This window comes from Pseudoruegeria aquimaris (assembly GCF_900172235.1).
GTDB lineage: Bacteria > Pseudomonadota > Alphaproteobacteria > Rhodobacterales > Rhodobacteraceae > Pseudoruegeria > Pseudoruegeria aquimaris.
In genome coordinates this window covers 18,078-43,247 of sequence record NZ_FWFQ01000021.1, presented here as the reverse complement: position 1 = coordinate 43,247, position 25,170 = coordinate 18,078, and the positions used below count along the sequence as shown (strand labels likewise).

General features: G+C 67.7%; 22 protein-coding genes. 9 read left to right on the top strand and 13 right to left on the bottom strand.

Going from position 1 to position 25,170, the window contains the following annotated elements; all coding sequences use genetic code 11:
• The first annotated feature begins 97 nt into the window (after positions 1 to 97).
• Positions 98 to 1,048, top strand: a complete 951-nt coding sequence (locus tag PSA7680_RS13980) for an MBL fold metallo-hydrolase (protein ID WP_085869338.1) — start codon at positions 98 to 100, stop codon at positions 1,046 to 1,048.
• A gap of 133 nt (positions 1,049 to 1,181) precedes the next feature.
• A complete protein-coding gene (locus PSA7680_RS13975; protein WP_085869337.1) occupies positions 1,182 to 2,018 on the top strand; it encodes a bifunctional allantoicase/(S)-ureidoglycine aminohydrolase in 837 nt (278 codons plus the stop codon).
• On the opposite strand, the gene PSA7680_RS13970 is transcribed toward PSA7680_RS13975, so the two are convergent.
• The 4 genes from PSA7680_RS13970 to puuE all read right to left on the bottom strand — a co-directional run bounded on the left by PSA7680_RS13970 (position 2,015) and on the right by puuE (position 6,591).
• Positions 2,015 to 2,914 (bottom strand): LysR family transcriptional regulator, encoded by a 900-nt coding sequence (locus tag PSA7680_RS13970; RefSeq protein ID WP_085869336.1) that lies wholly within the window; start codon positions 2,912 to 2,914, stop codon positions 2,015 to 2,017. The two genes, PSA7680_RS13975 and PSA7680_RS13970, sit on opposite strands and share 4 nt — an antisense overlap.
• A gap of 304 nt (positions 2,915 to 3,218) precedes the next feature.
• Positions 3,219 to 4,637 carry a uracil-xanthine permease family protein gene (locus PSA7680_RS13965; RefSeq protein WP_085869335.1) on the bottom strand — a complete coding sequence of 473 codons (1,419 nt, stop codon included), beginning with the start codon at positions 4,635 to 4,637 and terminating at the stop codon, positions 3,219 to 3,221.
• A 41-nt stretch (positions 4,638 to 4,678) separates the two neighbouring features.
• The gene (locus PSA7680_RS13960; RefSeq protein ID WP_085869334.1) at positions 4,679 to 5,182 is read right to left on the bottom strand and encodes an ureidoglycolate lyase; all 504 of its coding nucleotides are present in this window, start codon (positions 5,180 to 5,182) and stop codon (positions 4,679 to 4,681) included.
• Positions 5,179 to 6,591, bottom strand: a complete 1,413-nt coding sequence (puuE, locus tag PSA7680_RS13955; protein ID WP_245824650.1) for an allantoinase PuuE — start codon at positions 6,589 to 6,591, stop codon at positions 5,179 to 5,181. Before puuE ends, PSA7680_RS13960 begins: the two co-directional genes overlap by 4 nt.
• 145 nt (positions 6,592 to 6,736) lie before the next feature.
• Between puuE and uraH the strand changes: the two genes are divergently transcribed.
• Entirely contained in the window at positions 6,737 to 7,093 is a 357-nt protein-coding gene (gene uraH / locus PSA7680_RS13950) for a hydroxyisourate hydrolase (protein WP_085869332.1), read from the top strand.
• A 135-nt stretch (positions 7,094 to 7,228) separates the two neighbouring features.
• Here the strand turns inward: uraH and PSA7680_RS13945 are convergent, their stop codons facing one another.
• A complete protein-coding gene (locus tag PSA7680_RS13945; protein ID WP_085869331.1) occupies positions 7,229 to 8,137 on the bottom strand; it encodes a LysR family transcriptional regulator in 909 nt (302 codons plus the stop codon).
• A 99-nt stretch (positions 8,138 to 8,236) separates the two neighbouring features.
• Here PSA7680_RS13945 and PSA7680_RS13940 point away from each other — a divergent pair, with 99 nt between their 5' ends.
• Positions 8,237 to 9,469 (top strand): urate hydroxylase PuuD, encoded by a 1,233-nt coding sequence (locus PSA7680_RS13940; protein ID WP_085869330.1) that lies wholly within the window; start codon positions 8,237 to 8,239, stop codon positions 9,467 to 9,469.
• Positions 9,470 to 9,490: 21 nt separating this feature from the next.
• On the opposite strand, the gene PSA7680_RS13935 is transcribed toward PSA7680_RS13940, so the two are convergent.
• Positions 9,491 to 10,213, bottom strand: a complete 723-nt coding sequence (locus PSA7680_RS13935; RefSeq protein ID WP_176244145.1) for an FkbM family methyltransferase — start codon at positions 10,211 to 10,213, stop codon at positions 9,491 to 9,493.
• A 144-nt stretch (positions 10,214 to 10,357) separates the two neighbouring features.
• Between PSA7680_RS13935 and PSA7680_RS13930 the strand changes: the two genes are divergently transcribed.
• From PSA7680_RS13930 to PSA7680_RS13910, 5 genes are read left to right on the top strand one after another with little or no spacing between them, the layout of a single operon-like run.
• Positions 10,358 to 11,062, top strand: coding sequence for a GntR family transcriptional regulator (locus PSA7680_RS13930; protein WP_085869328.1), 705 nt, complete (start codon positions 10,358 to 10,360; stop codon positions 11,060 to 11,062).
• Positions 11,052 to 11,960 carry a dihydrodipicolinate synthase family protein gene (locus PSA7680_RS13925; protein WP_085869327.1) on the top strand — a complete coding sequence of 303 codons (909 nt, stop codon included), beginning with the start codon at positions 11,052 to 11,054 and terminating at the stop codon, positions 11,958 to 11,960. The genes PSA7680_RS13930 and PSA7680_RS13925 overlap by 11 nt, the downstream gene beginning before the upstream one ends.
• Positions 11,957 to 13,435: an aldehyde dehydrogenase gene (locus tag PSA7680_RS13920; RefSeq protein WP_085869326.1), complete on the top strand. Its 1,479-nt coding sequence runs from the start codon at positions 11,957 to 11,959 to the stop codon at positions 13,433 to 13,435. The genes PSA7680_RS13925 and PSA7680_RS13920 overlap by 4 nt, the downstream gene beginning before the upstream one ends.
• Before the next feature lie 23 nt (positions 13,436 to 13,458).
• A complete protein-coding gene (locus PSA7680_RS13915) occupies positions 13,459 to 15,009 on the top strand; it encodes a trimethylamine methyltransferase family protein (protein ID WP_085869325.1) in 1,551 nt (516 codons plus the stop codon).
• 2 nt (positions 15,010 to 15,011) lie between these two features.
• The gene (locus PSA7680_RS13910; RefSeq protein WP_085869324.1) at positions 15,012 to 16,343 is read left to right on the top strand and encodes an NAD(P)/FAD-dependent oxidoreductase; all 1,332 of its coding nucleotides are present in this window, start codon (positions 15,012 to 15,014) and stop codon (positions 16,341 to 16,343) included.
• Positions 16,344 to 16,366: 23 nt separating this feature from the next.
• Here PSA7680_RS13910 and PSA7680_RS13905 read toward each other — a convergent pair whose 3' ends face one another.
• The 7 genes from PSA7680_RS13905 to PSA7680_RS13875 are packed head-to-tail and all read right to left on the bottom strand — an operon-like array spanning position 16,367 to position 25,167.
• Complete coding sequence (locus PSA7680_RS13905; protein WP_085869323.1) at positions 16,367 to 18,430, bottom strand: FAD-dependent oxidoreductase; 2,064 nt, start codon at positions 18,428 to 18,430, stop codon at positions 16,367 to 16,369.
• A 22-nt stretch (positions 18,431 to 18,452) separates the two neighbouring features.
• Entirely contained in the window at positions 18,453 to 19,613 is a 1,161-nt protein-coding gene (locus PSA7680_RS13900; RefSeq protein WP_085869322.1) for a Gfo/Idh/MocA family protein, read from the bottom strand.
• The gene (locus PSA7680_RS13895; RefSeq protein ID WP_085869321.1) at positions 19,606 to 20,640 is read right to left on the bottom strand and encodes a LacI family DNA-binding transcriptional regulator; all 1,035 of its coding nucleotides are present in this window, start codon (positions 20,638 to 20,640) and stop codon (positions 19,606 to 19,608) included. The genes PSA7680_RS13900 and PSA7680_RS13895 overlap by 8 nt, the downstream gene beginning before the upstream one ends.
• A 30-nt stretch (positions 20,641 to 20,670) precedes the next feature.
• Positions 20,671 to 20,979 (bottom strand): Dabb family protein, encoded by a 309-nt coding sequence (locus tag PSA7680_RS13890; RefSeq protein ID WP_085869320.1) that lies wholly within the window; start codon positions 20,977 to 20,979, stop codon positions 20,671 to 20,673.
• Positions 20,976 to 22,568: a GMC family oxidoreductase gene (locus tag PSA7680_RS13885; protein WP_085869319.1), complete on the bottom strand. Its 1,593-nt coding sequence runs from the start codon at positions 22,566 to 22,568 to the stop codon at positions 20,976 to 20,978. The genes PSA7680_RS13890 and PSA7680_RS13885 overlap by 4 nt, the downstream gene beginning before the upstream one ends.
• The gene (locus PSA7680_RS13880; protein WP_085869318.1) at positions 22,568 to 24,055 is read right to left on the bottom strand and encodes a GMC oxidoreductase; all 1,488 of its coding nucleotides are present in this window, start codon (positions 24,053 to 24,055) and stop codon (positions 22,568 to 22,570) included. Before PSA7680_RS13880 ends, PSA7680_RS13885 begins: the two co-directional genes overlap by 1 nt.
• Entirely contained in the window at positions 24,055 to 25,167 is a 1,113-nt protein-coding gene (locus PSA7680_RS13875) for an ABC transporter ATP-binding protein (RefSeq protein ID WP_085869317.1), read from the bottom strand. The genes PSA7680_RS13880 and PSA7680_RS13875 overlap by 1 nt, the downstream gene beginning before the upstream one ends.
• Between the last annotated feature and the right edge of the window lie 3 nt (positions 25,168 to 25,170).

Below are 25,170 nucleotides of genomic sequence, written 5' to 3'. Positions count from 1 at the left end.
GGCTTTGCTGCCTTTGCCGCGATTGACTTTCCCCCGGCACCCCCGGACACTCCCGCCGAGTACCCGCCGCGCGCCGGCAGACCACCCGGAGAGACCCATGACCAAGGCCTTCGCCTCCGCCGCCGACATGGCGGAGAAAACCGTCAGCTTCACCGAGATCGGGCCGGGCCTCTACGCCTTCACCGCCGAAGGGGATCCGAACACCGGCGTGATCGTCGGCGATGACAGCGTGATGATCGTCGAGGCCCAGGCCACCCCGCGGCTGGCGCGAAAGGTCATCGACTGCGTGCGCTCCGTCACCGACAAGCCGATCACCCACCTCGTGCTGACCCATTACCACGCGGTGCGCGTGCTGGGCGCCTCCGCCTACGGCGCGCGCGAGATCATCATGTCGGACAAGGCCGCCGCCATGGTGGAAGAGCGCGGGCTGGAGGATTGGCAGAGCGAGTTCGAGCGTTTCCCGCGCCTGTTCCGGGGCCACGAGGAGATCCCCGGCCTTACCCGCCCCACGATGACCTTCTCCGGCCGCATGAGCGTCTACCTCGGAAAGCGCCGGATCGAGATCTTCACTCCGGGCCGCGCCCATACCGCCGGGGATGCCGTGGTCTGGGTGCCGGATTCCGAGGTGATGTTCACCGGCGACATCGTGGAATACCGCTCCGCCTGCTACTGCGGGGACGGGCATTTCGGCGACTGGCCGGCAACGCTGCAGGCCATCGCCGCCTACGCCCCGAAGGCCATCGCCCCGGGGCGGGGCGATGCGCTGATCGGTGAAGAGATGGTCGCCCGGGCGCTGGCCTCCACCGAGGATTTCATCCGGTCCACCTACGGGCCGGCCGCCCGCGTAGCGGCCCGCGGCGGCAGCCTGAAGGAGGCCTTCGCCGCCGTGCGCGCGGAATGTGATCCGAAATTCGCCGATTACGCCATCTACGAACACTGCCTTCCCTTCAACGTCGCCCGCGCCTACGACGAGGCCCGCGGGATCGACACCCCCCGGATCTGGACCGCGGCGCGCGACAGGGAGATGTGGGCGCAACTGCAGGAATAGCGGCCGGCGACGGGATGCAGGTGGCGATTTTCAAACGCCGCCGAAAGCACCCTTCGCCGGAAAGCCGCTGGCAGCCCCCGCCCGTCCCGGCCCATTATCCGAAGAGCCCGAACGCCCTCAGCAAGGAGCCCCGATGTCCGCCCCGTCTTACTACGCCCCCACGGGCGGCCACCCCGGACAGGATCAACTTCTGACCGATCGCGCCATCTTCACCGAGGCCTACGCGGTGATCCCGCGCGGCACCATGCGCGACATCGTGACAAGCTACCTGCCCCACTGGGAGGCCACGCGGCTCTGGGTGCTGGCGCGCCCGATGACGGGCTTTGCCGAAACCTTCTCGCAATACATCATGGAGGTCGCCCCCGGCGGCGGCTCGGATCGCCCCGAAAGCGACCCGGAGGCCGAAGCGGTGCTCTTCGTGGTGGAAGGCGAGGCCACGCTCACCGTCGAGGGCACGGCGCACCGGATGGTGCCCGGCGGCTACGCCTACCTGCCGCCCGCCTGCGACTGGAGGCTCAGGAACACGGGCGATGCGCCGCTGCGGTTCCACTGGATCCGCAAGGCCTACGAGCCGGTGGAGGGGCTTTCGGCACCGGATCCGCTGATCCTGAACGAGCAGGAGATCGCCCCCACCCCGATGCCGGGCACCGAGGGCAGATGGGCCACCACCCGTTTCGTGGATCCGGCCGATCTGCGCCACGACATGCATGTGACGATCGTCACCTTCGAGCCCGGCGGCGTCATCCCCTTCCTGGAAACCCACGTGATGGAACACGGGCTCTACGTGCTGGAAGGCAAGGCCGCGTATCGGCTCAACGGCGATTGGGTGGAGGTGGAAGCGGGCGATTTCATGTGGCTGCGCGCCTTCTGCCCGCAGGCCTGCTACGCGGGCGGGCCGGGCAAGTTCCGCTACCTGCTCTACAAGGACGTGAACCGCCAGATGCCGCTGAGGCTCGCCCCCCGCCGCTAGCCGAGCAGCTTTCCGCGCCGCGCCACCACGAAATCCACCAGCCGCCGGACCTTCGGGTCCAGCAGTTTCTTGTGCGGGTAGAGGCAGCCGAAGATCGAGGGCACCGGGCGATGCTCGGGCAGCACCTCCACCAGCCGCCCCGAGGCGAGGTGTTCGGCCACGTCGAAGCGCGGCTTGTTGACGATCCCGCGCCCGGCGAGCGCCCAATCGGTGAGCACGTCGCTGTCATCGGCATCGTAGCGGCCCGAGACCTCCAGCTTCCGCGGCCCCTGTGCCGTCTGCAGCATCCAGAAATATTCCGGCGAGCGCGGAAAGCGCAAAAGCAGGCAGTTGTGCCCGGCGAGCAGATCCTCGGGGCGCTGCGGGGTGCCCGCTGCCTCAAGGTAGGACGGCGCAGCACAGAGCACGCGCTCCACGTCGGCGATCTTGCGCATCTTCAGGCTGGAATCCGGTGGCGTGCCCACGAAGAAGGCCACGTCCAGCCCTTCGGCCAGCAGGTCCACCTTGCGGTCCGACATCCGCATCCGGATCTGCACCTCGGGGTTTTCGTCCACGAATTCCGGGATCAGCGGCGCGATCACCCGCCGCCCGATGCCCAGTGGCGCCGTCACGCGGATCACCCCGCGGGGTGTGTCGGAATACTGCGCCACGACCGTCTCGGCCATGTCCACCGCCTCCAGCACCTTGCGCGCCTCCTCGTAGAAGCGCTGGCCCACCTCGGTGGGGCTGATCGAGCGGGTGGTGCGGTTGAACAGGCGCACGCCGAGCTTCTTCTCCAACTCCTTGATGCGCTTTGACGCCACCGCCGGGGTCAGCCGAAGGTCGCGCCCACCGGCGGTGATGCTGCCGAGTTCCACGACGCGGGTAAAGACACGCAGGCTTTCGATATAGGGCATGGCGGCGCTCCGGGCAGGTGTTGGGCGGAGGGTAGCTTTTTCAATGCACTGCGGAAAGTGACATTGGATTGCCAACAGTTCAGAGTGCGAAAACGCACCGAGCTGATTGATCGGCAGGATCGGAAACGTGAACCAATTGCCCGTCAGGCACTGTTGGGCCGCGCCGACCCGCCCCTTCAAACCAAAGGTTTGCCTTCGGCAAAACGGGCGGCGCGTTTGCGCCCCCCTCGGGTCGGCGCTACCGTCGAGCGCAAGAAAAGCGCGCGGGGCTGCCCCCACGCGCCTTTCAATCTTTTCCGGCCGCTTACTTGCCGCCGCCCAGCGAGCCCGCGCCATGGCCGGACAGCCCGCCCGAGACTTCCTCGGTCGCCTCTCCGGAGAGTTCCTGCGGCAGCACGAGGTTCAGCACGATGGCGATCAGCGCCGCCGGCAGGATTCCGGAGGTGGCGAGGATCTTCAGCGTGCCCGGCAGGTATTGCAGCGCGCCCGGTTCCAGTTGCAGCCCGAGCCCGAGCGAGATCGCGATGGCGAAGATCACCATGTTGCGGCGGTTCCAGTTCACGTCCGACAGCATCGAGATGCCGGCGGCCACGACCATGCCGAACATCACGATCACGCCGCCGCCCAGCACCTCGATCGGCACCGAGGAGATCACCGCGCCGATCTTTGGCACGAGGCCGCAGAGGATCAGGAACAGCGCGCCGATCGTCACCACGTGGCGGCTCATCACGCCGGTCATGGCGATCAGGCCCACGTTCTGGCTGAAGGAGGTGTTGGGCAGCGCCCCGAAAAGCCCCGCCACGGCGGAGCCGAGGCCATCGGCGTAGGTCGCGCCCTGGATCTCCTTGTCGGTCGCCTCGCGGCCCGCGCCGCCCTTGGTGATTCCGGACACGTCGCCCACGGTCTCCACGGCGGAGACGAAGGCCATCAGGCAGAAGCCGATGATGGCGGCGACGCTGAATTCCAGCCCGAAGTGCAGCGGGTTGGGCAGGGCGAAGCTCGCCGCGCGGCCCACGTTGCCGAGGTTCACCTCGCCCAGCAGGAAGGCCACCACGTAGCCCGCCACGAGGCCCAGCAGCACGGCCGAGACCGAAAGCATCCCCCGGGTGAAGAACTTCAGCCCCAGCGTGACGAAGATCACCACCCCGGCCATGAGCCAGTTCAGGGCCGAGCCGTATTCCTCGGTGCCGATGGCCGGCACGCCGCCGGCGGCATACTGGATGCCCACTTTCACGAGCGCGAGGCCGATCATCGTCACCACGAGGCCCGTCACCAGCGGCGGCAGGGCGAAGCGGATCTTGCCGATGAAGAGGCCGAGGCAGGCGTGGAAGAGCCCGCCCACCAGCACGCCGCCCATGACGACGGCCATGGCGTCCACGCCCTTGCCCGCCACCAGCGGGATCATGATCGGGATGAAGGCGAAAGAGGTGCCCTGCACGATGGGCAGCCGCGCGCCCACGGGGCCAAGGCCGATGGTCTGCAGCAGCGTGGCGACGCCGGCGAAGAACATCGACATCTGGATCATGTAGATCATCTGCGGGAAGTCGGGGCTGTTGGAGCCGAAGCCGAAACCCGCCGCACCGCAGATGATGATCGCGGGGGTCACGTTGGAGACGAACATCGCCAGCACGTGCTGGATGCCCAGCGGAACGGCCTTGGCCAGCGGCGGAGTGTAGTTGGGATCGCGGAGTTCCTCCAGCGTCCCGATGGTGGTGTCTGTCATTCTGTTTCCCTCTGTCCTGTTGGTCGGTCGGCCCGCCTTATTCAGCTGGCGGGTCCGGTTTCACCGGTGATGGTGAACGGGGTGTCGAACCAGTGCTCTTCGAGGTTGGCGCCGCTGCCGATCCTGTCGACGACGGCGAAGAGCCCGGGTTCGGAAAGGGGGGTGAGCACGCCGTGCCAGGTGCCGCGGTGGTAGTTCACGCCCTGCCCTTCCCGCGTGAGAAACGCACGCGGGCGGCCCGGCTGGCCCGCTTCGTCCGGCGCGACGACCACGAGGAAGGGCGCGCGCTGCATCGGCAGGAAAGCCTGGCTGCCCTCGGGGTGGCGCTCCACCATCTCAAGCCGAAGCGGCAGGCTGCGGGCCTGCGCGTTGAACAGGCTGATGCCGGCCCGCCCGTCGGCGAAATCGAGCCGGGCGCGATCGTGGTAGCGCCCGCAGAGGCCCTGGTTGATGATCTTGTCGGGATCGCCGGAGATGTCGAGCACGTCGCCGAAGGGGGCGAAGGCCTCCGCGGTGAGCGGCTCCAGGGCGATCAGCCGGCTCATCCGCCCAGTTTCTCCAGCAGCCGCAATTCGGCGATGCGCTCCACCTGCCGGCAGGCCTCGGCGAACTCCGTGTCGCGGTCGTTGCCGATCCGGCGCTCGAAGGCGGCGAGGATGCCGGCCTTGTCGTGATCGCGCACGGCGATGATGAAGGGAAAGCCGAATTTCGCCGTGTAAGCCTCGTTGAGCTCGGTGAAGCGCGCGCGTTCCGCGTCGGTGAGCGCGTCGAGCCCGGCACTGGCCTGCTCCGACGAGCTTTCCGCCGTCAGCCGCTTCGCCTGCGCGAGCTTGCCGGCAAGATCCGGGTGCGCGGTGAGCACGCCGAGGCGCTGCGCCTCGGTGGCGGAGCGGAACACCCGCGCCAGCGCCGAGTGCACGCCCAGCGCGCTGTCATGCGCGGGGCCGAGTTCCAGATCGTGGGCGGCTTCGGCGATCCAGGGGCTGTGCTCGAAGATTCCGCCGAAGGCTTCCACGAAGGCGGCCTTGTCCATCTCCGAAGGGCGCGGCGCCGATACCGGCGGATGGGTCGCGGCCCAGTGATCGGCGATCTGCTCCCGCGTGGCGAACCAGACGCCCTCGTGCCCGGCCATGTAATTCAGCGCGCGCTTCAAGGCGGCGGCACGGCCCGGGCGGCCGGCGAGGCGGCAGTGCAGCCCGATCGAAAGCATCTTCGGCGCGCCCGCCTGCCCTTCGGCATAGAGCACGTCGAAACTGTCCTTCAGGTAGGTTTCGAACTGATCGCCCGCCGTGAAGCCCGCCTGGATGGCGAAGCGCATGTCGTTGCAATCCAGCGTATAGGGCACGATCAGCTGATCCTTGCCGCCGGCCTTAACCCAATAGGGCAGATCGTCGGCGTAGCTGTCGGCGATATAGGCCAGATCGCCTTCTTCGGCGGCCAGATCCACCGTATTCATCGAACAGCGCCCCGTATACCAGCCGCGCGGCGGGCACCCGGTGACCTCGGTATGCAGGCGGATCGCCTCCCGGATCTGGGCGCGCTCCTCCTCGGGGGGCATGTCCTTGTGTTCGATCCACTTCAGCCCGTGGCTCGCGATCTCCCAGCCGGCGGCCTTCATCGCGGCGACCTGCTCGGGCGAACGCGCCAACGCCGTGGCCACGCCGTAGACCGTGATCGGCAGATCGCGCAGCATCCGGTGCAGCCGCCAGAAGCCGGCGCGGGCGCCGTATTCGTAGATCGACTCCATGTTGAAATGCCGTTGCCCGGGCCAGGGCTGGGCCCCGGTGATCTCGGACAGGAAGGCTTCCGAGGCGGCATCTCCGTGCAGGAGGTTGTTCTCGCCGCCTTCCTCGTAGTTCAGCACGATCTGGACGGCGATCTTCGCGCCGTCGGGCCACTTGGCCTGCGGCGGCGTCGGGCCATGGCCTCTCATGTCACGGGGGTAACGTTGCACCTGTCTTGCCCTCTTGTTTTGCCACAAAATAAACCAGAAGATCCTGTCACGTTTTCAAAAAATGCCAAAAAGAGCCTTCTGCCCCGAAACGCTCGCGCAAGGCCGATTTCCCGCCCTAAAAACAGGCAGACCTGAGGAGAATGAGATGACCGGCTACCTGACGACCCATGTTCTGGATACCGCCCGCGGCTGCCCGGCGGAGGGCATCCGCATCGCGCTCTACAAGGTGTCGGGCAACAGCCATCGCAAGATCGCCGAAACCGTGACCAACGCCGACGGGCGCACCGACGCCCCGATCCTGCCCGCCGAGGCCTTCGAGACGGGCACCTACGAGCTGGTGTTCTTCGCCGGGGACTACCTGCGCGCCACGGGCCAGGCGGAGGGCGAGATCCTGTTCCTGGACGAGGTGCCGATCCGCTTCGGCATGAGCGATCCGCAGGCGCACTACCACGTGCCGCTGCTGCTGTCGCCCTTCGGCATGAGCACCTATCGCGGCAGCTAACGAGAAAGAACCTTCGCCCAACAGGCACTGTTGGGCCGCGCCGTCCCGCCCCCACAGGGGCGGCGCGATTGCGCCCCCCCCTCGGGTCGGCGCTCCACCTCATTCGCTGCGAGTGCTCTCCACTCATTGCGGCAGCTAGGCGCCGCGCACCGCGTCTGCGATCCGGTCGATCACGAAATCCATGAAGAGCCGGGTTTTCGGATCCTGCCCGCGCCGGTGCGGAAACAGGCAGGCCATCTGGATCGGCACCGGCGGCGTGGCCTGCGCGACGGGTACCAGTGCGCCGCTGGCCAGATGCTCGGCCACTTCGAAACGCGGCTTCATCACGATCCCCTGCCCCGACAGCGCCCAGTCCGTCAGCACATCGCCGTCATCGCTCTCGTAGCGCCCTGCCACGCGGAACCGCTTGGGGCCTTCCGCCGTCGAGAGCCGCCACTGGAATTCCGTCGCGCCGGGAAAGCGCAGGTTGAGGCATTCGTGCCCCTCGGCCACGAGCGCGGCGCCGTCCGCCGGCATGCCGCGCCGTGCCACGTAGGAAGGCGCGGCGCAGAGCACGCGCTCCACGTCAGCGATCTTGCGGATGCGCAGGGCGCTGTCGGCGGGTTCACCGAGGAAGAAGGCGAGATCCAGCCCCTCGATCGTAAGATCCACCGTGCGGTCGGTGAGGCGCAGACGCACGCTTACCTCGGGATAGCGTTCGAGGAAGGCCGGCACCTGCGGCGCGATCAGCCGCCGCCCCACGCCCAGCGGCGCGGCCACGTAGAGCGCCCCGCGCGGATTCTCGGTGATGTCGGCGATCTGCGCCTCCGCGGCCTCCACGGCGGCGAGGATGTCGGTCGCGCCCCTGTAGAAGGATTTGCCCTGTTCCGTCGGCGCAAGGCTCCGCGTCGTGCGCTGGAACAGGCGCACCCCGAGGTGCTCCTCCAGCTGCGAGATGCGCGATGAGGTGACCGCCGGGGAAATCCGCAGATCCCTGCCCGCCGCCGACATGCTGCCCAATTCATAGACACGCACGAACGTGCGGATATTGTCGAAGTAGGACATTCTTCCGTTTTTTTTGATGGTGCTTGATAAAGCCCAGCAATAGCAGAAGAAACCCGGCTCGCCTAGGCTGGCGCGGGGACAGCTGGCAGGAGAAAAGTGATGTATGATCTGGCGGTGATCTGGGATTGGGTGGCCTTCGCGGTGCGGTGGCTGCACGTGGTGACGGCGATCGCGTGGATCGGTTCGTCCTTCTATTTCGTCGCGCTCGATCTGGGGCTCAAGCAGGTGCCGCACCTGCCACCCGGCGCCCACGGCGAGGAATGGCAGGTCCATGGTGGCGGCTTCTATCACATCCAGAAATACCTCGTGGCCCCGGCGAACATGCCCGAGCATCTGGTGTGGTTCAAATGGGAAAGCTATTCCACCTGGCTGTCCGGAGCGGCGCTGCTGATGATCGTCTACTGGGTGGGGGGCGAACTGTTCCTGCTCGATCCGTCCAAGGCGGAGCTGGCGCTCTGGCAGGGTATCCTGATCTCGGCCGGTTCGCTCACCATCGGCTGGCTGTTCTACGATTTCCTCTGCAAATCACGGCTCGGCGAAACGCCGACGGTGCTGATGCTGCTGCTGTTCGCGCTGCTGGTGGCGATGAGCTGGGGCTACAACCAGATCTTCACGGGCCGCGCCGCGCTGCTGCACCTGGGCGCCTTCACCGCCACCATCATGACGGCCAACGTCTTCTTCATCATCATTCCGAACCAGAAGATCGTGGTGGCGGATCTGAAGGCGGGGCGCGCGCCGGATCCGAAATACGGCAAGATCGCCAAGCTGCGCTCCACCCACAACAACTACCTGACGCTGCCCGTCGTCTTCCTGATGCTCAGCAACCACTACCCGCTGGCCTTCGCCACGGAATACAGCTGGATCATCGCCAGCCTGATCTTCCTCACCGGGGTCACGATCCGGCTGTTCTTCAACACGATGCACGCCACGGGCAGGAAGCTCTGGTGGACGTGGGCGGTGACGGCCATCATCATGCTGGTGATCGCATGGCTTTCCACGGTGCCCGGCGGCACGACGCTGGAAGAGGCCGAAGCCCGTCCGCTCACGCCGGCCGAGGAACGCTTCGCCTCCGCCCCCGGCTTCGCGGAAGCCTATGACACCGTGCTGGGCAACTGCTCCATGTGCCACGCGCGCGAACCGGTGTGGGAGGGCATCCGCTGGGCACCCAAGGGCGTGCTGCTGGAAACCGAGGCCGACGTGGCCCGCGAGGCGCACCGCATCTACCTTCAGGCCGCGGCCAGCCACGCCATGCCCCCGCCCAATGCTTTCGAGATGGATGGCGAGGCCCGCAACGTGATCGAAAGCTGGTACAAGGCCGCGCGCGGCGGCTGACCGGCGCGCCCGCCGGCCATATCAGCGGGCCGGGATATACCAGTCGTCGAACTTGCTCAGATCGCTCAGGATGCGCTTGTAGCCGTTGGACACCAGCAGATCGTGGATCTTCTCGCGCTGCTCGGTGAAATTGTGCTCCACGGTGATCAACCCGAAGCGATGGCGGCCGAAATCGAAGGCCTTCAGGATCTCGAACTCGCTGCCCTCGGTATCCACGGACAGATAATCGATCGCTTCCGGCGCGCCGTGTTCGGCCAGCATGTCGGCCAGCGAAACGGTCTCCACCGTCAGCCGCTCGAAATCCTCGCCCCGCTTCTCGGCGTGGTGATCACTGTCGGCGAATTGCGTGAGCGTGGAGAGCGTCTTGGATTTCGCCATGTCGAAGCTCAGGTGTTCGCCGGTGGCGCGCCAGACGCAGCGTGTGTCGATGATGCAGTCGCGTTTGCGGCGCAGGCGGCGGTGCCAGCCCACGGCGGGCTCCGAGAGGATGCCTTGCCAGCCGAAACGCTTCTCCAGCAGGTTCGAATTGCTGTATTTCTCGCCGTCGGTCGCGCCGAACTCGACGAAATAGCCCCCGCGCTTGTAGCCGGAAACGATGAGCGCGAGCAGATCCTGGCGCAGTTGCCCGCGCACGATCAGCCCCTCCGCCGAGGCGTCATCAAGGAAAGCCTCCCGGATCTCCTCCACCGTTTTCGGCGGCGTCCGCTCCCGCTGCGCCGCGCTCGTGATGTCCTGCCCGTCCAAAACCGCTCTCCTCGTCACTGGCCACCTTGGCTCTTGCGCGAAGCCTACCCCATGCCCCCGGCACAGTCACGCCGGGAGAGGGCCGTCACGGGGGGGAATTTTTTTGAATACACGTCGTATACAATTTGTGTGCTACGCTTCCCCATGACACGATTCTCGAAAGAAGACTGCCTGTCGGATCTGCGCAGGCGCATCCTGTCCACCGAGCTCGCGCCGGGGCTGGATCTGGACGAAGGCACCATCGCGGCGCGCTACGGGCTTTCGCGCACGCCGGTGCGCGAGGTGCTTCAACGGCTCCAGGGGGAAGGCTATCTCGAACTGACGCAGAACCGCGGCGCCAAGGTGGCTTCCATGGGCATCGCCGCGATGCGCACCTTCTTCCAGACCGCGCCGATGATCTACGCCAACATCGCGCGTCTGGCGGCGGAGAACCGGACCGAAGCCCAGCTTGATGCGCTGAAGGAGATCCAGCGCGAGTTCGCCGCGGCGACGGGCGGGCGGGACGCCGGGCGCGCGGTGCTGGCCAACCACGCCTTCCACGCGCTGATCGGCGAGATGGCCCACAACCCCTACCTCACGGCAGCGCTCTCGCGCCTGCTGATCGATCACACCCGCCTGAGCCAGACGTTCTATCGCCCGGCGTCCGAGGCGGAGAGCGATCTCGTCGCGAAAGCCTGCGCCCAGCATGACGCGATGATCGCCGCCATCGAGAAGCGCGAAAGCGCGCTCGCCATCGATCTGACCCTGCAACATTGGGATCTCAGCCGCGACCGGATGGAGCGCTACGTGCGCCCCGATCCGCTGCCGGTGGATGTGATCAGCCTGAAGGAGCGCCGGGATGCGATTTGAAGGGATCTACACCCCGCTCGTCACCCCCTACAACGCGGACTTCAGCCTCAACGAGGCGGCGCTGGAACAGGTGGTGGAGAAGCTGATCGGCGCCGGAGTCCACGGGCTCATCGTGGCCGGCACCACCGGGGAATACTACGCCCAGACGATGGAGGAGCGCATCGGGATGATGGCCCGCGTCAAGGCGCTGATCGCCGGGCGCGTGCCGATGATCGTCGGAACCGGCGCCATCCGCACCGAAGACAGCGTGGCCTACGCGATTGCCGCAAAGGAAGCGGGCGCCGATGCGCTCCTCGTGGCCACACCGCCCTATGCCTACCCGACGGGGCGTGAGATCGCGCTGCACGCGCTGGCGGTGGACAGGGCCGCCAACCTGCCGATCATGCTCTACAACTACCCCGGCCGGATGAGCGTCAACATGGACGAGGACTGCCTCGACAGGCTCGGCCGTTCGCCGAACTTCTGCGCCATCAAGGAAAGCTCCGGCGATCCGAACCGGCTGCACATGCTGGCGCGTGACTACCCCCATATCGCGCTTTCCTGCGGGATGGACGACCAGGCCCTCGAGTTCTTCGCCTGGGGCGCGCGCAGCTGGGTCTGCGCCGGGTCCAACTTCGCCCCCGAGGCCCACCTCGCCCTCTATCGCGCCTGCGCGCTGGAGGGCGATTTCACCAAGGGGCGCGCGATCATGTCGGCGATGCTGCCGCTGATGGCCGTGCTCGAACAGGGCGGCGCCTTCATCCAATGCATCAAGCACGGGCTCACCCTGCGCGGGATCGACGCCGGCCCGCCCCGCAAGCCGCTGCAACCGCTCAACAAGGACGACCGCCGCACGCTCGAACGGGTGATCCGCACCATGGACGCAAGCCTCGCCGCCATCGAAGGAGAGGCCGCATGACCGCGCTTCTGACCCGCTCCGAATACGCCGCCATCGCCGCCGATCTGGCCTTCCCGACGACTCCTTTCATCGATGGCCGCTTCCGCAGGGGATCGGGCCCCGAGATGGAAACGCTCAACCCCGCCACCGGTGCCCCGCTTGCGCGGTTCTGCACCGCTGGCCCTGCCGACGTGGATCTCGCCGTCGAGAAGGCGCGCGACGCCTTCGAGCGCGGCGACTGGGCGCACCGGCACCCCTCCGAGCGCAAGGAGGTGCTGATCCGCCTCTGCAAGCTCATCACCCGGCGCCGTGACGAGCTGGCCGTGCTGGAAAGCCTCGAGTCCGGCAAGCCGATCCGCGACTGCGTGCTGATCGACGTGCCGGAAACGATCCAGACGCTCAAATGGCACGCCGAGGCGATCGACAAGATCTACGATCAGGCCGGCCCCACGGGCGATGACGCCCTCAGCCTGATCGTGCGCGAGCCGGTCGGCGTCGTGGCGGCGGTGCTGCCGTGGAACTTCCCGATGCTGATGATGGCCTGGAAGATCGGCCCCGCGCTGGCCGCCGGCTGCTCGGTGATCGTGAAGCCGGCCGAACAGACCTCGATGACGGCGCTGCGGCTGGCCGAACTCGCCCATATGGCCGGGGTGCCGCGCGGGGTGTTGCAGGTGCTGCCCGGCGACGGCCCCGGCGTGGGCCAGCCGCTCGGCCGCCACATGGGCGTGGACATGGTGAGCTTTACCGGCTCCACCGAGACGGGCCGCCGCTTCCTGCGCTACGCGGCGGACTCCAACCTCAAGAAGGTGGTTCTGGAGTGCGGCGGCAAGAACCCGGCGGTGGTGCTGGAGGATGCCGAGAACCTCGATCACGTGGCCGAGCACCTGCTCAACGCCGCCTTCTGGAACATGGGCGAGAACTGCTCGGCCGCCAGCCGGCTGATCGTTCATGAAGCCGTGAAACCGGCGCTGATGGAACGCATGGCCGCCCGCCTGCGGGACTGGCGCACGGGCGATCCCCTCGATCCGGCCACTCACCTCGGCGCGCTCATCGATCCGGCCCATTGCGCCAAGGTCGCGGGCTACCTGAAGGGCGGCGATGCGCCCGACGGTCCCTACGTGACGCCGAAGATCTACGAGATCACCCGCGACGATCCCCTCGCGCGGGAAGAGGTCTTCGGCCCCATCCTCGGCGTGCTCACCGTCGCCTCCACCGAAGAAGCCATCGCCTTGGCCAACGACACGGACTACGGCCTCGCCGCCAGCGTCTTCACCCGCGATCTGCGCCGCGCCCTGCGTGCGGCCCGCGGCATCCGGGCGGGCACCGTCACGGTGAACTGCTACGGCGAGGGCGACATCACCACCCCCTTCGGCGGCTACGGCCAATCCGGCTTCGGCGGGCGCGACAACGGCCTGCAGGCCCACGATCAATACACCGAACTCAAGACGATCTGGATCGATCTCACCGACCCGAAGGACGGCGACAATGTGGGCTGAAGCAGGATCAGGGAAGGCGCGCCATGAGCGTTGAAGCCGTCGGCACCACCCGGCGCGGGCGCGGCGCGCGCAGGGCGCAACGCCAGAGCCGCGACATCACCATGCTGCCCGCGCTCCGGCGCAGGCTGCCGCTAACCGAGCCGATGGACGGCGAACAGGTGGCCCGCATCGATGCCGCCTCGATGGAGATCCTCGAAAACGTCGGCGTCCGGTTCCGCGATCCGATCGCGCTGGAGGATTGGCGCAGGGCCGGTGCCAAGGTGGTGGACGAACGCGTCTACCTCGACAGGCACCTCGTGCGGGAGCTGATCGCCACCATCCCCGAGCGCTTCACGTACCAAGCACGCAACCCGGCCAACGCCCTGCCCTTCGGCGGCGATCACGCGATCTTCGTGCCGATGACGGGGGCGCCCTACCTGCGCGATCTGGAAGATGTCCGCCGTGCCCCGACGCTGGACGATCTCGCCAATTTCCACCGCCTCTGCCACATGCTGCCGGCGCTGCATTCCTCCGCGCACCACATCGTTGAGCCCTGCGATCACCCGATCAGCCAGCGCCACCTGCGCATCACCTATTCCTCGATGAAATACTCCGACAAGACGTTCATGGGCATGACGACGAGCCCCCGAAACGCCGAGGACGTGATGGAGATGTGCGCGCTGCTCTTCGGCGCGGAATTCATGGAATCCCACCCCGTCGTGACCGGCAACTGCAACGGCAACTCCCCGCTCGTCTGGGATGAAACCATGCTGGGTGCCCTGCGCGCCTTCTGCCGGCGCAACCAGCCGGTGCTCTGCTCGCCTTTCGTTCTGGGCGGCGCCAACACGCCTGCCTCCACCGCCGCCACCGTGGCCCAGCTCAACGCCGAGGCGCTGAGCGCGCTGGCCTACACGCAGGTCGTGCGCAGGGGCTGCCCGGCGATCTACGGCCACTACCTCTCCACCGTGTCGATGAAATCCGGCGCGCCGATGGCGGGCACGCCCGAAATCAGCCTGATGAATTTCATGATCGGCCAGATGGCGCGCTTCTACGGCGTGCCGTGGCGCAGTTCCAACACGCTCGGCGGCGCCAAGACCTTCGACGCGCAGGCCGGCTACGAAAGCGCGATGACGCTGAACGCCGTGCTGCTCGCGGGCTGCAACTACATCTGGCACTCCGCCGGCTGGAACGAGGCCGGGATGCATTGCTCCACCGCGAAATTCATCGTCGACGCCGAGGTCTGCGCCATGGGCTACCGCATGGCGGAAGGCATCGACTGGAGCGATTTCGATACCGCGCTGGCCGCCGTCGCCGATGTCGGCCCCGGCGGGCACTACCTCGGCCATCCGCATACGCTTGAACGCTTCCAGCAGGCCTTCTTCATGCCCGAGATGTTCGACAACAACTCCATCGAGCAATGGCAGGCCGAGGGCAGCGTCGAGATCACCGAACGCGCCCTGATCCGCGCGCGCAGCCTGCTGGCCGACTACGAAGAACCGAGCCTCGACGTGGCGAAGGACGAGGCCCTGCGCGATTTCATCGCCCGGCGCGAGCGGGAGATCCCGGCCGCCGATGCGCTGAACCAGGAGTATTGAGGATGCGGGTGCGCCACCTGCCGGTGGATCCCGGCCCGGCGGGTTGGAACCGGCTGCTGCCGGAGCCGCCGCCGCCCGAGCCGCTGGAGCACCGCATCACCGCCGACTGGCTGGTGATCGGCGCCGGTTTCGCCGGGCTCGCCGCCGCCCACCGCCTCGCCGAAAAGGCGCCGGGCGACAGGATCGTGCTGCTGGACGCGGTGCGCGTGGGCGACGGCCCGGCGGGGCGCAACTCGGGCTTCATGGTCGATCTGCCCCATGACCTGACCTCCGAGGATTACGGCGGCACGCTTCAGGCCGATCTCGCCCAGACCGAGGACAACCGCCGCGGCATCGCGCAGGCCCAGAAGATGGCCGAGCAATTCGGCCTGCCCGAAGAGGCCTTCTCGCGGTCAGGGAAGATCAACGGCGCGGCGTCGCAGCGCGGACAGGCCCACAACGAGAGCTTCGCCCACCATCTCGCCGCGATGGGCGAGCCGCACGAACATCTCGACGCCGCCCAGATGCGCGAGATCACAGGCACCAGCTATTATACCGGCGGCCTGTTCACGCCGGGCAGCGCGATGATCCAGCCGGCGATGTTCGTGCGCGGCGTGGCGCAGGGGCTGCGCAGCAACCGGGTGCGCCTGCACGAGGCTTCGCCCGTGGTTCAGCTGAAACGCCTCGGCGACTGGATCGCCACGACGCCACACGGCGAGGTCTGCGCGCCGCGGGTGATCCTCGCCGTCAACGGACACCTCGAAAGCTTCGGCCGGATGCGCGGCCGCCTGATGCATGTCTTCACCTATGCCTCGATGACGCGCGCGCTGTCACCGGAGGAATGCGCGCGGCTCGGCGGGCAGGCCGTCTGGGGGCTCACGCCCTCCGATCCGATGGGCTCCACCGTGCGCAGGATTTCCGGCACCGGCGGCGATCGCATCATCGTGCGCAACCGGTTCACCTTCGAGCCCTCGATGAAGGCCAGCCCGGCGCGTCTGAAACAAGTCTATCAGACCCATGACCGCGCCTTCGCCGCCCGCTTCCCGATGCTGGACGGGGTTTCGATGGAATACCGCTGGGGCGGCCGCCTCTGCCTCAGCCGCAACAACGTGCAGGTGATCGGCGCGTTGGATGAGGGGCTTTTCAGCGCCTGCTGCCAGAACGGGCTCGGCACCGCGAAAGGCACCCTGGCCGGCGGGCTGGCGGCGGATCTGGCCCTCGGCATCGGCTCTCCCGCGCTCGACAGGGCGCTGGCCAGCGCGCCACCCAGCCGCCTGCCGCCCGCGCCGATCGCCCGCCTCGGCGCCACGCTGCACCTGCGCCACGCGGAACGGCGCGCGGGCCGCGAACTCTGATTGCCGCCCGGGCCTTTCCCGCTTCAGGGCGAAGGGGCGCCGTGATCGTAGATGCGCCCGGTGAGCCAGGCGGGCCAGTCGCGTTCGAAAAAGGATTTCGCGCCGTCGTGGCGCCGGTTGGGCCGGGCGGAGATCACCATCCCGCCCCCTTCGAAGCGGACGATGAGCTGGCTCTGCTTGTCTTCCTCGCGCTCGGCGCGGAAGCGGACATCGGCCAGCGGGCCGCGCACCGATTGCGGCAGGGATTCGCCTTCCGGATCGCAGATCGCCCGCGCACCCCGGCTGCCGCCGCCCTGCGCGATGTAGTGGTCCAGCGCGGCCAGCACCGCCTCCGAGGCCAGCGCCATCTGCTGCCATTGCAGGACCCGCGCCGCTTCGGACGGGCGGGAGAGCGCGATGCCCCGGTCGCGGATCGCCCCGTTCAACGCCTTCGCCTCCGCCAGCGCGCCGGACACCTCTTCAGCGGTGCAGAGGATGCCGGCCTTGTCGCTCATGCGGGCCTGCACCTCGGCGCGGATGTCCTTCCACGACAGGCCGCCGCCTTCGGGCGCAAGGACGCGAAGGACCTCGCCCAAGGCCTCCTCGGCCGACCCTTCGGCAAGGGCCCCGGGCGCCGCTCCGCCGCGTGCCGCCACATGCTCGGCCACGCGGGTGCCGAACACCTGCCCGGCGTTGAGCGCGGAGCCGCCCGGGCGCGTGGCCCCGTGGGTGCCGGCCGCCTCGCCCACGGCATAGATGCCGGGCACGTTGGTGCGGCCCCAGATGTCCACCTCGATGCCGCCATTCATGTGCTGGTTGTTCACCGCGAATTCCAGCGGATCGCGGGTGATGTCGATCTTGTATCGTTTGTAGAGCTCGATCGCGAGCGGGTTCATGTGCCGCAGCCTGTCGATCGGCAGGGCGTGATCCGCCCCGGCGCTCCTCAGGTAGCCGGCCACGTCCGCATCCAGCCTGTCGAGGCTGAAGGGTTCATCGATGGGCAGCGGGTTGCGGTTGAAGTCCATGAACACCCGCCGCCCCTTCTGGCCTTCCCGGAAGATGGCGAGATCCACGAGGCTGGACTGGAAATCGAGCATCCGGCTGGCGTGGAAGGGCCACTGGTAGCCCTTGCGAAAGATGTTGGAGGCCATTTCCTGCGTGGTGCGGTAGTAGTCGGCCAGGAAATGGTGCTCGCGGCCCTCCGCATCCACCGAGTAGATATGCGGGATGACCTGCACGTAGGTCCCCGAGAGGTTCCACGGGAAGCCCTCGCGGCGGGTGCCGATGCCGAACTGGCTTTCGGTGATGTTGGTGAGCGCGAGCCCCGCTTCCAGCGCCAGCCCGAGCGAGCCGAAACAGCCGTTCGGAAAAACGCTGTCGCGATAAAGCTCTCCCGGCCCGCCGGCCGCCAGCACGAGCGAGGCGCAGGGAAAGAGCGCCAACCCGTAGGGGTTCGCCGCTCCGGCGTCCCTGGGCCGGATCGCCAGCACCCCGGCCACGCGGCCGTCCTCCTTCACGATTTTCACGGCCGTCGTCTGGTTGAAGAAGGGAATGCCGAGGCGCAGCGCTTCCTCGGCCAGCACCTTGACCATCAGCCGCGAGGTGCGCGGCCCGCAGGAGGTGGCGCGGCCCACTTCGTCGTGGTCTGTCTGGTAGCGCAGGGTGCCGCCCAGATCGTCCTGCGGCAGGGGCAGGCCGAGGTATTGCAGCGAGGCCATGGCGCGGATGGAGCCGACGGCCTCGATGTAGGCGGTATCTTCATCCATCGCGCCCCCCGCTCCGATGGCGGCGGCCATGGCGAGGAAATCATCGCCGCGATCCTTGGTGTTGGCGGTGTGCAGCGTCTGCTTGTCGGAGCCCGAGCAGGCCGAGGTGCCACCCCAGGCGCTCTGGCTCAGGATCGCCACGTCCACGCCGCGCCGCTTCATCTCGACCGCCGCGCGCAGGCCGGCCGCGCCGCTGCCCACCACCACGGCCCCGGCGCGCCGCACGGGGATGGTGAAACCGCCGAGGGTGACGTGTTCGACCGCCTCTGGCTCCGGCGCGAGGCGGGGCATGGCGACATCGGTCAGGGCGTCGAGGATCTCTTGTGATACGGCGAGGGCCATCGGGGCTTCCCTTCTTCGGTGGTCAGGCGATTTCGACCCAGGCACGCTGGCGCGCGGAGTCCATGCAGGCATCGACGATCTGGCAGATGTGGTGGCCAGTCTCGAAGGTGGGCCACATCGGCGTGTGGGTGGTGATCGAGCGGATCACCTCGGCGGCTTCGATGATCTTGGTCTCGTTGTAGCCCAGCGCGAAGTTCGGCAGCGGCAGGAAGGCGCCGTAGGCGGGGTGCTCGGGGCCGACGTCGATCTCGCGGAAACCGCGCCGCCCGCCGGGATCATCGTTGGAGTAGAAGCGCAGGCGGTTCACCTCGTCGAAGGAATAGACGAGGCTGCCCTTCGTGCCGTAGATTTCGTAGCTCTGCATGAACTTGCGCCCGGTGGCGACGCGGCTGAAATCCACGATCCCCTTCGCGCCGTTCTCGAAGGTGCAGAGGATGTTGGTGCCGTCGGGGTTGGTCACCTCGCCCCACTCGGTGGCCTCGGTGATCTCGGGCGCGGAACCGCCCAGATCCTGCCCGTCCACCTTGGGGCGCCTCGGGGCGGTGACGTAGCTGTCGGCGACCAGCGAGGAGACCCGGCCGACGAGAAATTCCATGAAGCTGAACACGTGGCTGCCGGTATCGCCGATGATGCCCGTGGGGGCGAGGCTGCCGTCGGCGCGCCACATGTAGGGGGCGAGCGGATCGCCGTAGACGTCGATGTGCTGGCAGCCCTTGAACAGCTTGATCTCGCCGATCTCGCCGGCCTCGATGATCTCTTTCGCGCGGTCGTGGACGGGGTTGCGCGGGAAGGCATGGCCGACGCGGGTGATGACGCCTTTCGCACGGGCAAGATCGGCCAGTTCGCGGGCCTCGGCAGCCGTATCGGCCAGCGGCTTTTCGCAGAACACGTGCTTTCCGGCCAGAAGCGCGGCCTTGGCCACCTCGTGGTGCATGTTGTCGGGCAGGCAGATGTCGATCAGGTCGATCTCGGGGTCGTTCACCGCCTGCCGCCAGTCCGAAAGGATCTTTGCGCCGGGCGCGCGGAAGCCGAGCTCGGCCTCGGCCCGCGTGGAGACGAGCGCCGCGACGCGGGCGGTGCCGCCGCTCGTGCCGAAGAAATGCGGGAAGGTCTGGTAAGCCATCGTGTGGACCCTGCCCATCCATCCGGACGCGCCCAGCACGGCCACTTTCACCTCAGTCATCGCGAGTTCCTTTTTGCCTGTTGTTCACGCCGCTTGAAGCGCGCACCACCAGCCGCACCGGGCTGCGCGCGGAGGCGGGCGGCGCCTCGCCTTCCTTGATCCAGGCCACGATCCGGCGCGCCGCCGTGGCGGCGAAATCGGGGATGTTGCAGCTGATCGTGGTGAGGGGCGGGTAGCTGTCCCGGCTGTCCTCGATGTCATCGAAGCCCACCACGCGCAGATCCTGCCCGGCGCGCATGCCCAGATCGGGGCAGGCCGCGAGCACGCCGAGCGCCACGAGATCGTTGAAGCAGATCACCCCATCCACTTCGGGATGCTCGCGCCGCAGCCGCGCGGCGGCGTCTTTACCGAAGGCGCGGGTGGACTGCCCCCTCAGCACCAGCGGTGCGCGACCATGTTCCTCCAGCACCGAAAGGTAGCCGCTCATCCGTTCACGGGTCACCGGCCTGTCGTTCAGCCCGCCGAGGAAGGCGATGTTGCGGCAGCCCTGCTGGATCAGGTGCTCCGCCGCCAGCCGCCCGCCGTGCAGGTAGTCCGGCGCGAGAAACGGCAGCGCGCCGCCCTCGGCTTCGAGCCTGCGGAAAACCTGGAGCGTGGGCGTGCCCGAGGCCGCGAGTTCGGAAAGCGTCGCCGCCTCCTCGCCGTAGCAGGGCGAGATGATGAAACCCGCCACCCCGTGCTCGGCCAGCGAGGCGATCATCCGGCGTTGCAGCCCCGGATCCTCGTCGGCATTGGCCAGCACCGTAGCGAAGCCGGCATTGCTGAGTTCCATCTGGAAGCTGGCGGCGAACTCGGTGAAGAACGGGTTGCGCAGATCGTTGATCACGAGGCCGATCAGCCCCGAGGTCGCCGAGCGCAGCGTGGCCGCGGAGCGATTGTAGACGTAGCCGATATCCGCCATCGCCTGCCGCACGGCTTTGCGCGTCTCCTCCTTCACCGCCGGGTTTCCCTGCAACACGAGGCTCACGGTGGATTTCGACACGCCCGCCTGTTTGGCGACGTCAAGGATGGTGGGGCGTTGCTTCATGCGCTCTCTCCGGTCTGGCTTGCCCGCCCTCTATACGTCGAGGTCGAGCACCAGAATACCGTCCATCCCGCCGATCGCATTGGCCACGAGCTGGGCTCCGAGTGCCTTGTGCTCTGAATCATCGGCGTAGGTCTGCAGCGCCTCCCAGCTGTCGAAATCGATCACGAAGCCATGCATGTAGCCACGTTCGATCTGCTCCGGGCTTTCGGAGCGCCCGCCGGTGAAGCCGCCCGCGCCGGGCAGCCTCTCGGCGACGGCGGCGAGGCCGGCGTAGATCTCGCGGATCTTCGCTTCCGGCGTTTCGGGTTTGAACCTGGTCAGAACGATGTGGCGGATCATGGCTGCATTCCCTGATCTTGCTTGATCATGTCGGCGGCCTTCTCGCCGATCATGATGGCAGGAGCGTTGGTGTTGGAGGAATTGACGGTGGGCATCACCGAGGCATCGGCCACGCGCAGGCCGTCGATGCCATTGAATTGCAGGCGCGGGTTGAGCACGGCGGCCTCATCCGCGCCCATCCGGCAGGTGCCTGCGCAGTGGTGGGAGGTCTTGGAGTGGACGCAGATGAAATTGAAGTAATCCTCATCCGTCTTCACGCCCGGGCCGGGCAGGCGCTCGGCGAGGATGTATTTGCTCAAGGCGGGCTGGGCGAGGATCTCCTGCACCAGCTTGAGGCCGCGGATCGACATCTCCCGGTCGTAGGGATCGGACAGGTAGTTCGGATCGATCAGCGGCATGTCGGCGGGGTTGGCCGATTTCAGCCGCACCGTGCCGCGCGAGCGCGGGCGCAGGTGGCAGGCGTTGAGCGTGACGCCGCCGTTGGGCATCGCCGCGACGCCGGCCTCGATCCCGGTGCCGAGCCCCAGGTGCATCTGGATGTCGGGGGAGCGCGCGTCCGGATCGGCGTACCAGAAGCCGCCGGTCTCGAACAGGCTGGAGGCCACGGGCCCCTTGCGGGTGAACAGGTATTGCAGCCCGGCCAGCGCGCTGAGGTGCAGCTTGGCGTAGCGGTCGTAGGTGTGCGGGCCGGTCACCTCGCAGATCGCGTAGAGATCGAGGTGATCCTGCAGGTTCGCCCCCACGCCGGGCTGGTCGAACACAACGTCGATCCCGAGCGCCTTGAGGTGGTCGGCCGGGCCGATCCCGGAGAGTTGCAGCAGGCGCGGGGAACCGATCGCCCCGGACGACAGGATCACTTCGCGATCCGCGCTCAGCACCGTGCCATCGGCCATTTCCACGCCCGTCGCGCGGCCGGCCTTCACCCGGATGCGCCGCACCTGTGCCCCGGTGCGGATGGTGAGGTTGGGCCGCCGCCGGGCCGGGGCGAGGAAGGCCATCGCGGCGGAGGAGCGGCGGGCGTTGCGCTGGGTGAGCTGGTAGTAGCCCACGCCGTCCTGCCGTTCGCCGTTCACGTCAGTCGTTTTCGGGATGCCCAGTTCCCCTGCCGCCGCGATGAAGGCATCGCAGATCGGCAGCGGCGCGGCCGGCATCGAGACGCCGAGCGGCCCGCCCTTGCCGTGGTAGCGGCCTTCATAGGTGTCGTTGTCCTCGGACTTGCGGAAGTAGGGAAGAACATCCTCGTAGCTCCAGCCCTCGCAACCCATCTGGCGCCATTCGTCGTAATCCGCCGCCGCGCCACGGGTGTAGATCTGGGCATTGATGGCGGAGCCGCCGCCGATCACCTTGGCCTGCGTGTAGGGGAACACCTTGTTCTGCATCGCGCGCTGCGGCACCGTCGTCCAGCCCCAGGAGCCGATGCCCTTGGTCATCTTCGCAAAGCCCGCCGGCAGGTGGAAGAACGGGTGGCGATCGCTGCCGCCGGCCTCCAGCAGCAGCACCCGCGCATCGGGATCCTCCGACAGGCGTGCGGCGATCACGGAACCGGCGGACCCGCCGCCAACCACGATGAAATCATATCCTTCGGCCATCAGGCGGCAAACTCCGTTCGGGTGATGTGGCGCCCGGCGCGCAGGGCGAGGGCGGCGATGGTCAGTGCCGGGTTCACGGCGGCCGATGTCGGCAGCACCGAGGCATCGACGATGAAGAGGTTGGGGTGATCGTGGCTGCGGCAGGTGCTGTCCACGACGCTGCGTGCGGGATCGCGCCCCATGCGGGCGGTGCCGCATTGGTGCGAGGGCGTGCGGCGGTCGAAGGGCTTGCTGAGAACGACGGGAAAACCCGCGCGGCGTAGCGCGCGCTTCAGTTCCTTCACCAGCCTCAGATGCGCCTCCCAGTTGGAGCGCTTCCAGTCGAGGCGGATCCGGCCGTCTTTTTCGAGCGTCACCCGGCTGTCGGGGTTGGGAAGATCCTCGCTCATCGCGTAGAGATCGAAGCTGCGCGCGGCGATGGCGTTGGCAAGAAAGCGAGGCAAGCCCGCCCCGGCGGCCAGGATCGGCCCGGTGATCTTGCCCAGCATCTGCACGTTGCCCAGCGCGGGCCTGCCCCCCGCCGGAAGGTAGAAATCGTTCAGCATCAGGGTCTTCTGGTAGATGCTCCGGTTCCGGCGCAGCGGGTGCAGCGCCAGCACGGCGGAGCAATTGTGGTTCATGAAGTTGCGGCCGACCTGATCGGAGCGATTGGCAAGCCCGGTGGGGCAGTTTTCATTGGCCGAGCGCAGCAGCAGCGCCGCCGTCTGCACCGCCCCGGCGGCCACCACGACGAGCGGCGCATGCATTTTGGCCCCGTCGGCAAGCTGCACCGCCGTAATCCGCCCGTCCACATCGCTCAGGAGCCGCTCCACCTTGCGACCGGTGCGCAGTTCCACGTTGGGATAGGCCAGCGCCCGCGAAAGCCCGACGGACTCCGCATCCATCTTGGCGCCGCGGGTGTCGGGGTAGGCATCCCAGGTGGTCCGGCCGCCCGCGAGCCAGGCGTCCAGATCCACGCCCAGCGGGATCGGCGCCGGCGTCAACCCGACGCGCGCCAGGCGCTGCCGCAGGTCGGCGATGTCGGGTTCATCGGGCACCGGCGGGTGCGGGTAGCCGCCGGAATGGGGCGGCTCCGTGGGATCCTGCGTGGCGTCGCCGCGCACCTGGTACATCTCTTCGGCGGCCTGGTAGTCGGCCTCGAGTTCCTCGTAGCTCAGCGGCCACCCCGGCGTCATGCCGCCGGGATGCGGCATCGCCGTGAAATCGCTGGCCCGGTAGCGGATCAGCGCGGCGCCGTAGAACTTCGAATTGCCACCCACGTTGTAGTAGTTGCCGGGGGTGAAGGGCCTGCCCTCGCCGTCCAGCCATTCCTCCGCCGGGCGGAACACGCCGCGCCCGAAGATCGCCTCGGCATCCCGATCCTGCGGCGAAGGGCGCAGGTGCTCCCCCCGCTCAAGGATCACGATCCGGCGGCCCGTGGGCGCGAGGGCGGCGGCAAGCGTGGCGCCGCCCATGCCGGATCCGATGATGAGGACATCCGCATCCATCAGGGCAGGATCCGCATTTCCGTTGCGGGGTCGAAGGCCACGGCCTTCTCCATGTTGACGGCGAAGGTGAAATCGGCGCCGGGGCGCACGTCGGCGTCCGAGCGCATCCGCGCGATCACGTCCTTGCCGCCCAGCGTCATCGTCACGAAGGTATCCGAGCCCGCAGGCTCGGTCACGACGATGCGGTTCACCATCTGCGCGATGTTGGTGGATTTGCGGTCGGCCGCGTCTTCATCGGTGATCGTCTCGGGCCGGATGCCGAGCATGATCTCGCGCCCCTCCCAGGCGGCGAGGTTCTGCTGGCTGAACGGCAGGCGGGCCCTGGAGCCGTCGTGGAGTTCCACCACGGCCATTGGCACGCCGTTCTCCACCGCCACCGTCGCCGGCACCACGTTCATCGCAGGCGAGCCCATGAAGGTGGCCACGAAGATGTTGGCGGGGGTGTCGTAGATCTCCTGCGGGGTGCCGAGCTGCTGCACGTAGCCGCCATACATCACCGCGATGCGGGTGGAGAGCGTCATCGCCTCGATCTGGTCATGGGTGACGTAGACGATGGTGGTGCCCAGCTTCTGGTGCAGCTTCTTGATCTCGGTGCGCATGTCCACCCGCAGCTTCGCGTCGAGGTTGGAGAGCGGCTCGTCGAACAGGAAGACGTCGGGATTGCGCACCAGCGCCCGCCCCATGGCGACGCGCTGGCGCTGCCCGCCCGAAAGCGCGCCGGGCTTGCGGTCCAGAAGCTGTTCGATCTGCAGCAGGCTCGCCACCTCGTGCATGGCCTTTTCGCGCTCCGGCTTTGGAACGCCGTGCATCTCCAGCCCGAAGGTGATGTTCTGGCCCACCGTCATGTTGGGGTAGAGCGCGTAGCTCTGGAACACCATGGCGATGTTGCGCTTGGAGGGGTGCACCCCGTTCATCACCTGGTCCTTGATGCGGATCTCGCCGCTGGTGATGTCCTCCAGCCCGGCGATCATGTTGAGCAGGGTGGATTTTCCGCAGCCCGAGGGGCCGACGAGCACGAGGAACTCGCCCTCTTCGACCGAGATGTCGACCTTGTGCAGGACTTCTACCGCGCCGTAGGACTTGGTGGTGTTGTCGATGTCGAGAAAGCCCATGTG

Excerpts from the sequence above, each read along its gene's own strand:
- PSA7680_RS13880 (WP_085869318.1), bottom strand. The coding sequence starts at position 24,055 with ATGGATGCGGATGTCCTCATCATCGGATCCGGCATGGGCGGCGCCACG.
- uraH (WP_085869332.1), top strand. The coding sequence starts at position 6,737 with ATGACCGGCTACCTGACGACCCATGTTCTGGATACCGCCCGCGGCTGC.
- PSA7680_RS13905 (WP_085869323.1), bottom strand. The coding sequence starts at position 18,430 with ATGGCCCTCGCCGTATCACAAGAGATCCTCGACGCCCTGACCGATGTC.
- PSA7680_RS13890 (WP_085869320.1), bottom strand. The coding sequence starts at position 20,979 with ATGATCCGCCACATCGTTCTGACCAGGTTCAAACCCGAAACGCCGGAA.
- PSA7680_RS13930 (WP_085869328.1), top strand. The coding sequence starts at position 10,358 with ATGACACGATTCTCGAAAGAAGACTGCCTGTCGGATCTGCGCAGGCGC.
- PSA7680_RS13980 (WP_085869338.1), top strand. The coding sequence starts at position 98 with ATGACCAAGGCCTTCGCCTCCGCCGCCGACATGGCGGAGAAAACCGTC.
- PSA7680_RS13965 (WP_085869335.1), bottom strand. The coding sequence starts at position 4,637 with ATGACAGACACCACCATCGGGACGCTGGAGGAACTCCGCGATCCCAAC.
- PSA7680_RS13885 (WP_085869319.1), bottom strand. The coding sequence starts at position 22,568 with ATGGCCGAAGGATATGATTTCATCGTGGTTGGCGGCGGGTCCGCCGGT.
- PSA7680_RS13925 (WP_085869327.1), top strand. The coding sequence starts at position 11,052 with ATGCGATTTGAAGGGATCTACACCCCGCTCGTCACCCCCTACAACGCG.
- PSA7680_RS13940 (WP_085869330.1), top strand. The coding sequence starts at position 8,237 with ATGTATGATCTGGCGGTGATCTGGGATTGGGTGGCCTTCGCGGTGCGG.
- PSA7680_RS13875 (WP_085869317.1), bottom strand. The coding sequence starts at position 25,167 with ATGGGCTTTCTCGACATCGACAACACCACCAAGTCCTACGGCGCGGTA.
- PSA7680_RS13970 (WP_085869336.1), bottom strand. The coding sequence starts at position 2,914 with ATGCCCTATATCGAAAGCCTGCGTGTCTTTACCCGCGTCGTGGAACTC.
- PSA7680_RS13910 (WP_085869324.1), top strand. The coding sequence starts at position 15,012 with ATGCGGGTGCGCCACCTGCCGGTGGATCCCGGCCCGGCGGGTTGGAAC.
- PSA7680_RS13920 (WP_085869326.1), top strand. The coding sequence starts at position 11,957 with ATGACCGCGCTTCTGACCCGCTCCGAATACGCCGCCATCGCCGCCGAT.
- PSA7680_RS13975 (WP_085869337.1), top strand. The coding sequence starts at position 1,182 with ATGTCCGCCCCGTCTTACTACGCCCCCACGGGCGGCCACCCCGGACAG.
- PSA7680_RS13915 (WP_085869325.1), top strand. The coding sequence starts at position 13,459 with ATGAGCGTTGAAGCCGTCGGCACCACCCGGCGCGGGCGCGGCGCGCGC.
- PSA7680_RS13900 (WP_085869322.1), bottom strand. The coding sequence starts at position 19,613 with ATGACTGAGGTGAAAGTGGCCGTGCTGGGCGCGTCCGGATGGATGGGC.
- PSA7680_RS13960 (WP_085869334.1), bottom strand. The coding sequence starts at position 5,182 with ATGAGCCGGCTGATCGCCCTGGAGCCGCTCACCGCGGAGGCCTTCGCC.
- PSA7680_RS13895 (WP_085869321.1), bottom strand. The coding sequence starts at position 20,640 with ATGAAGCAACGCCCCACCATCCTTGACGTCGCCAAACAGGCGGGCGTG.
- PSA7680_RS13945 (WP_085869331.1), bottom strand. The coding sequence starts at position 8,137 with ATGTCCTACTTCGACAATATCCGCACGTTCGTGCGTGTCTATGAATTG.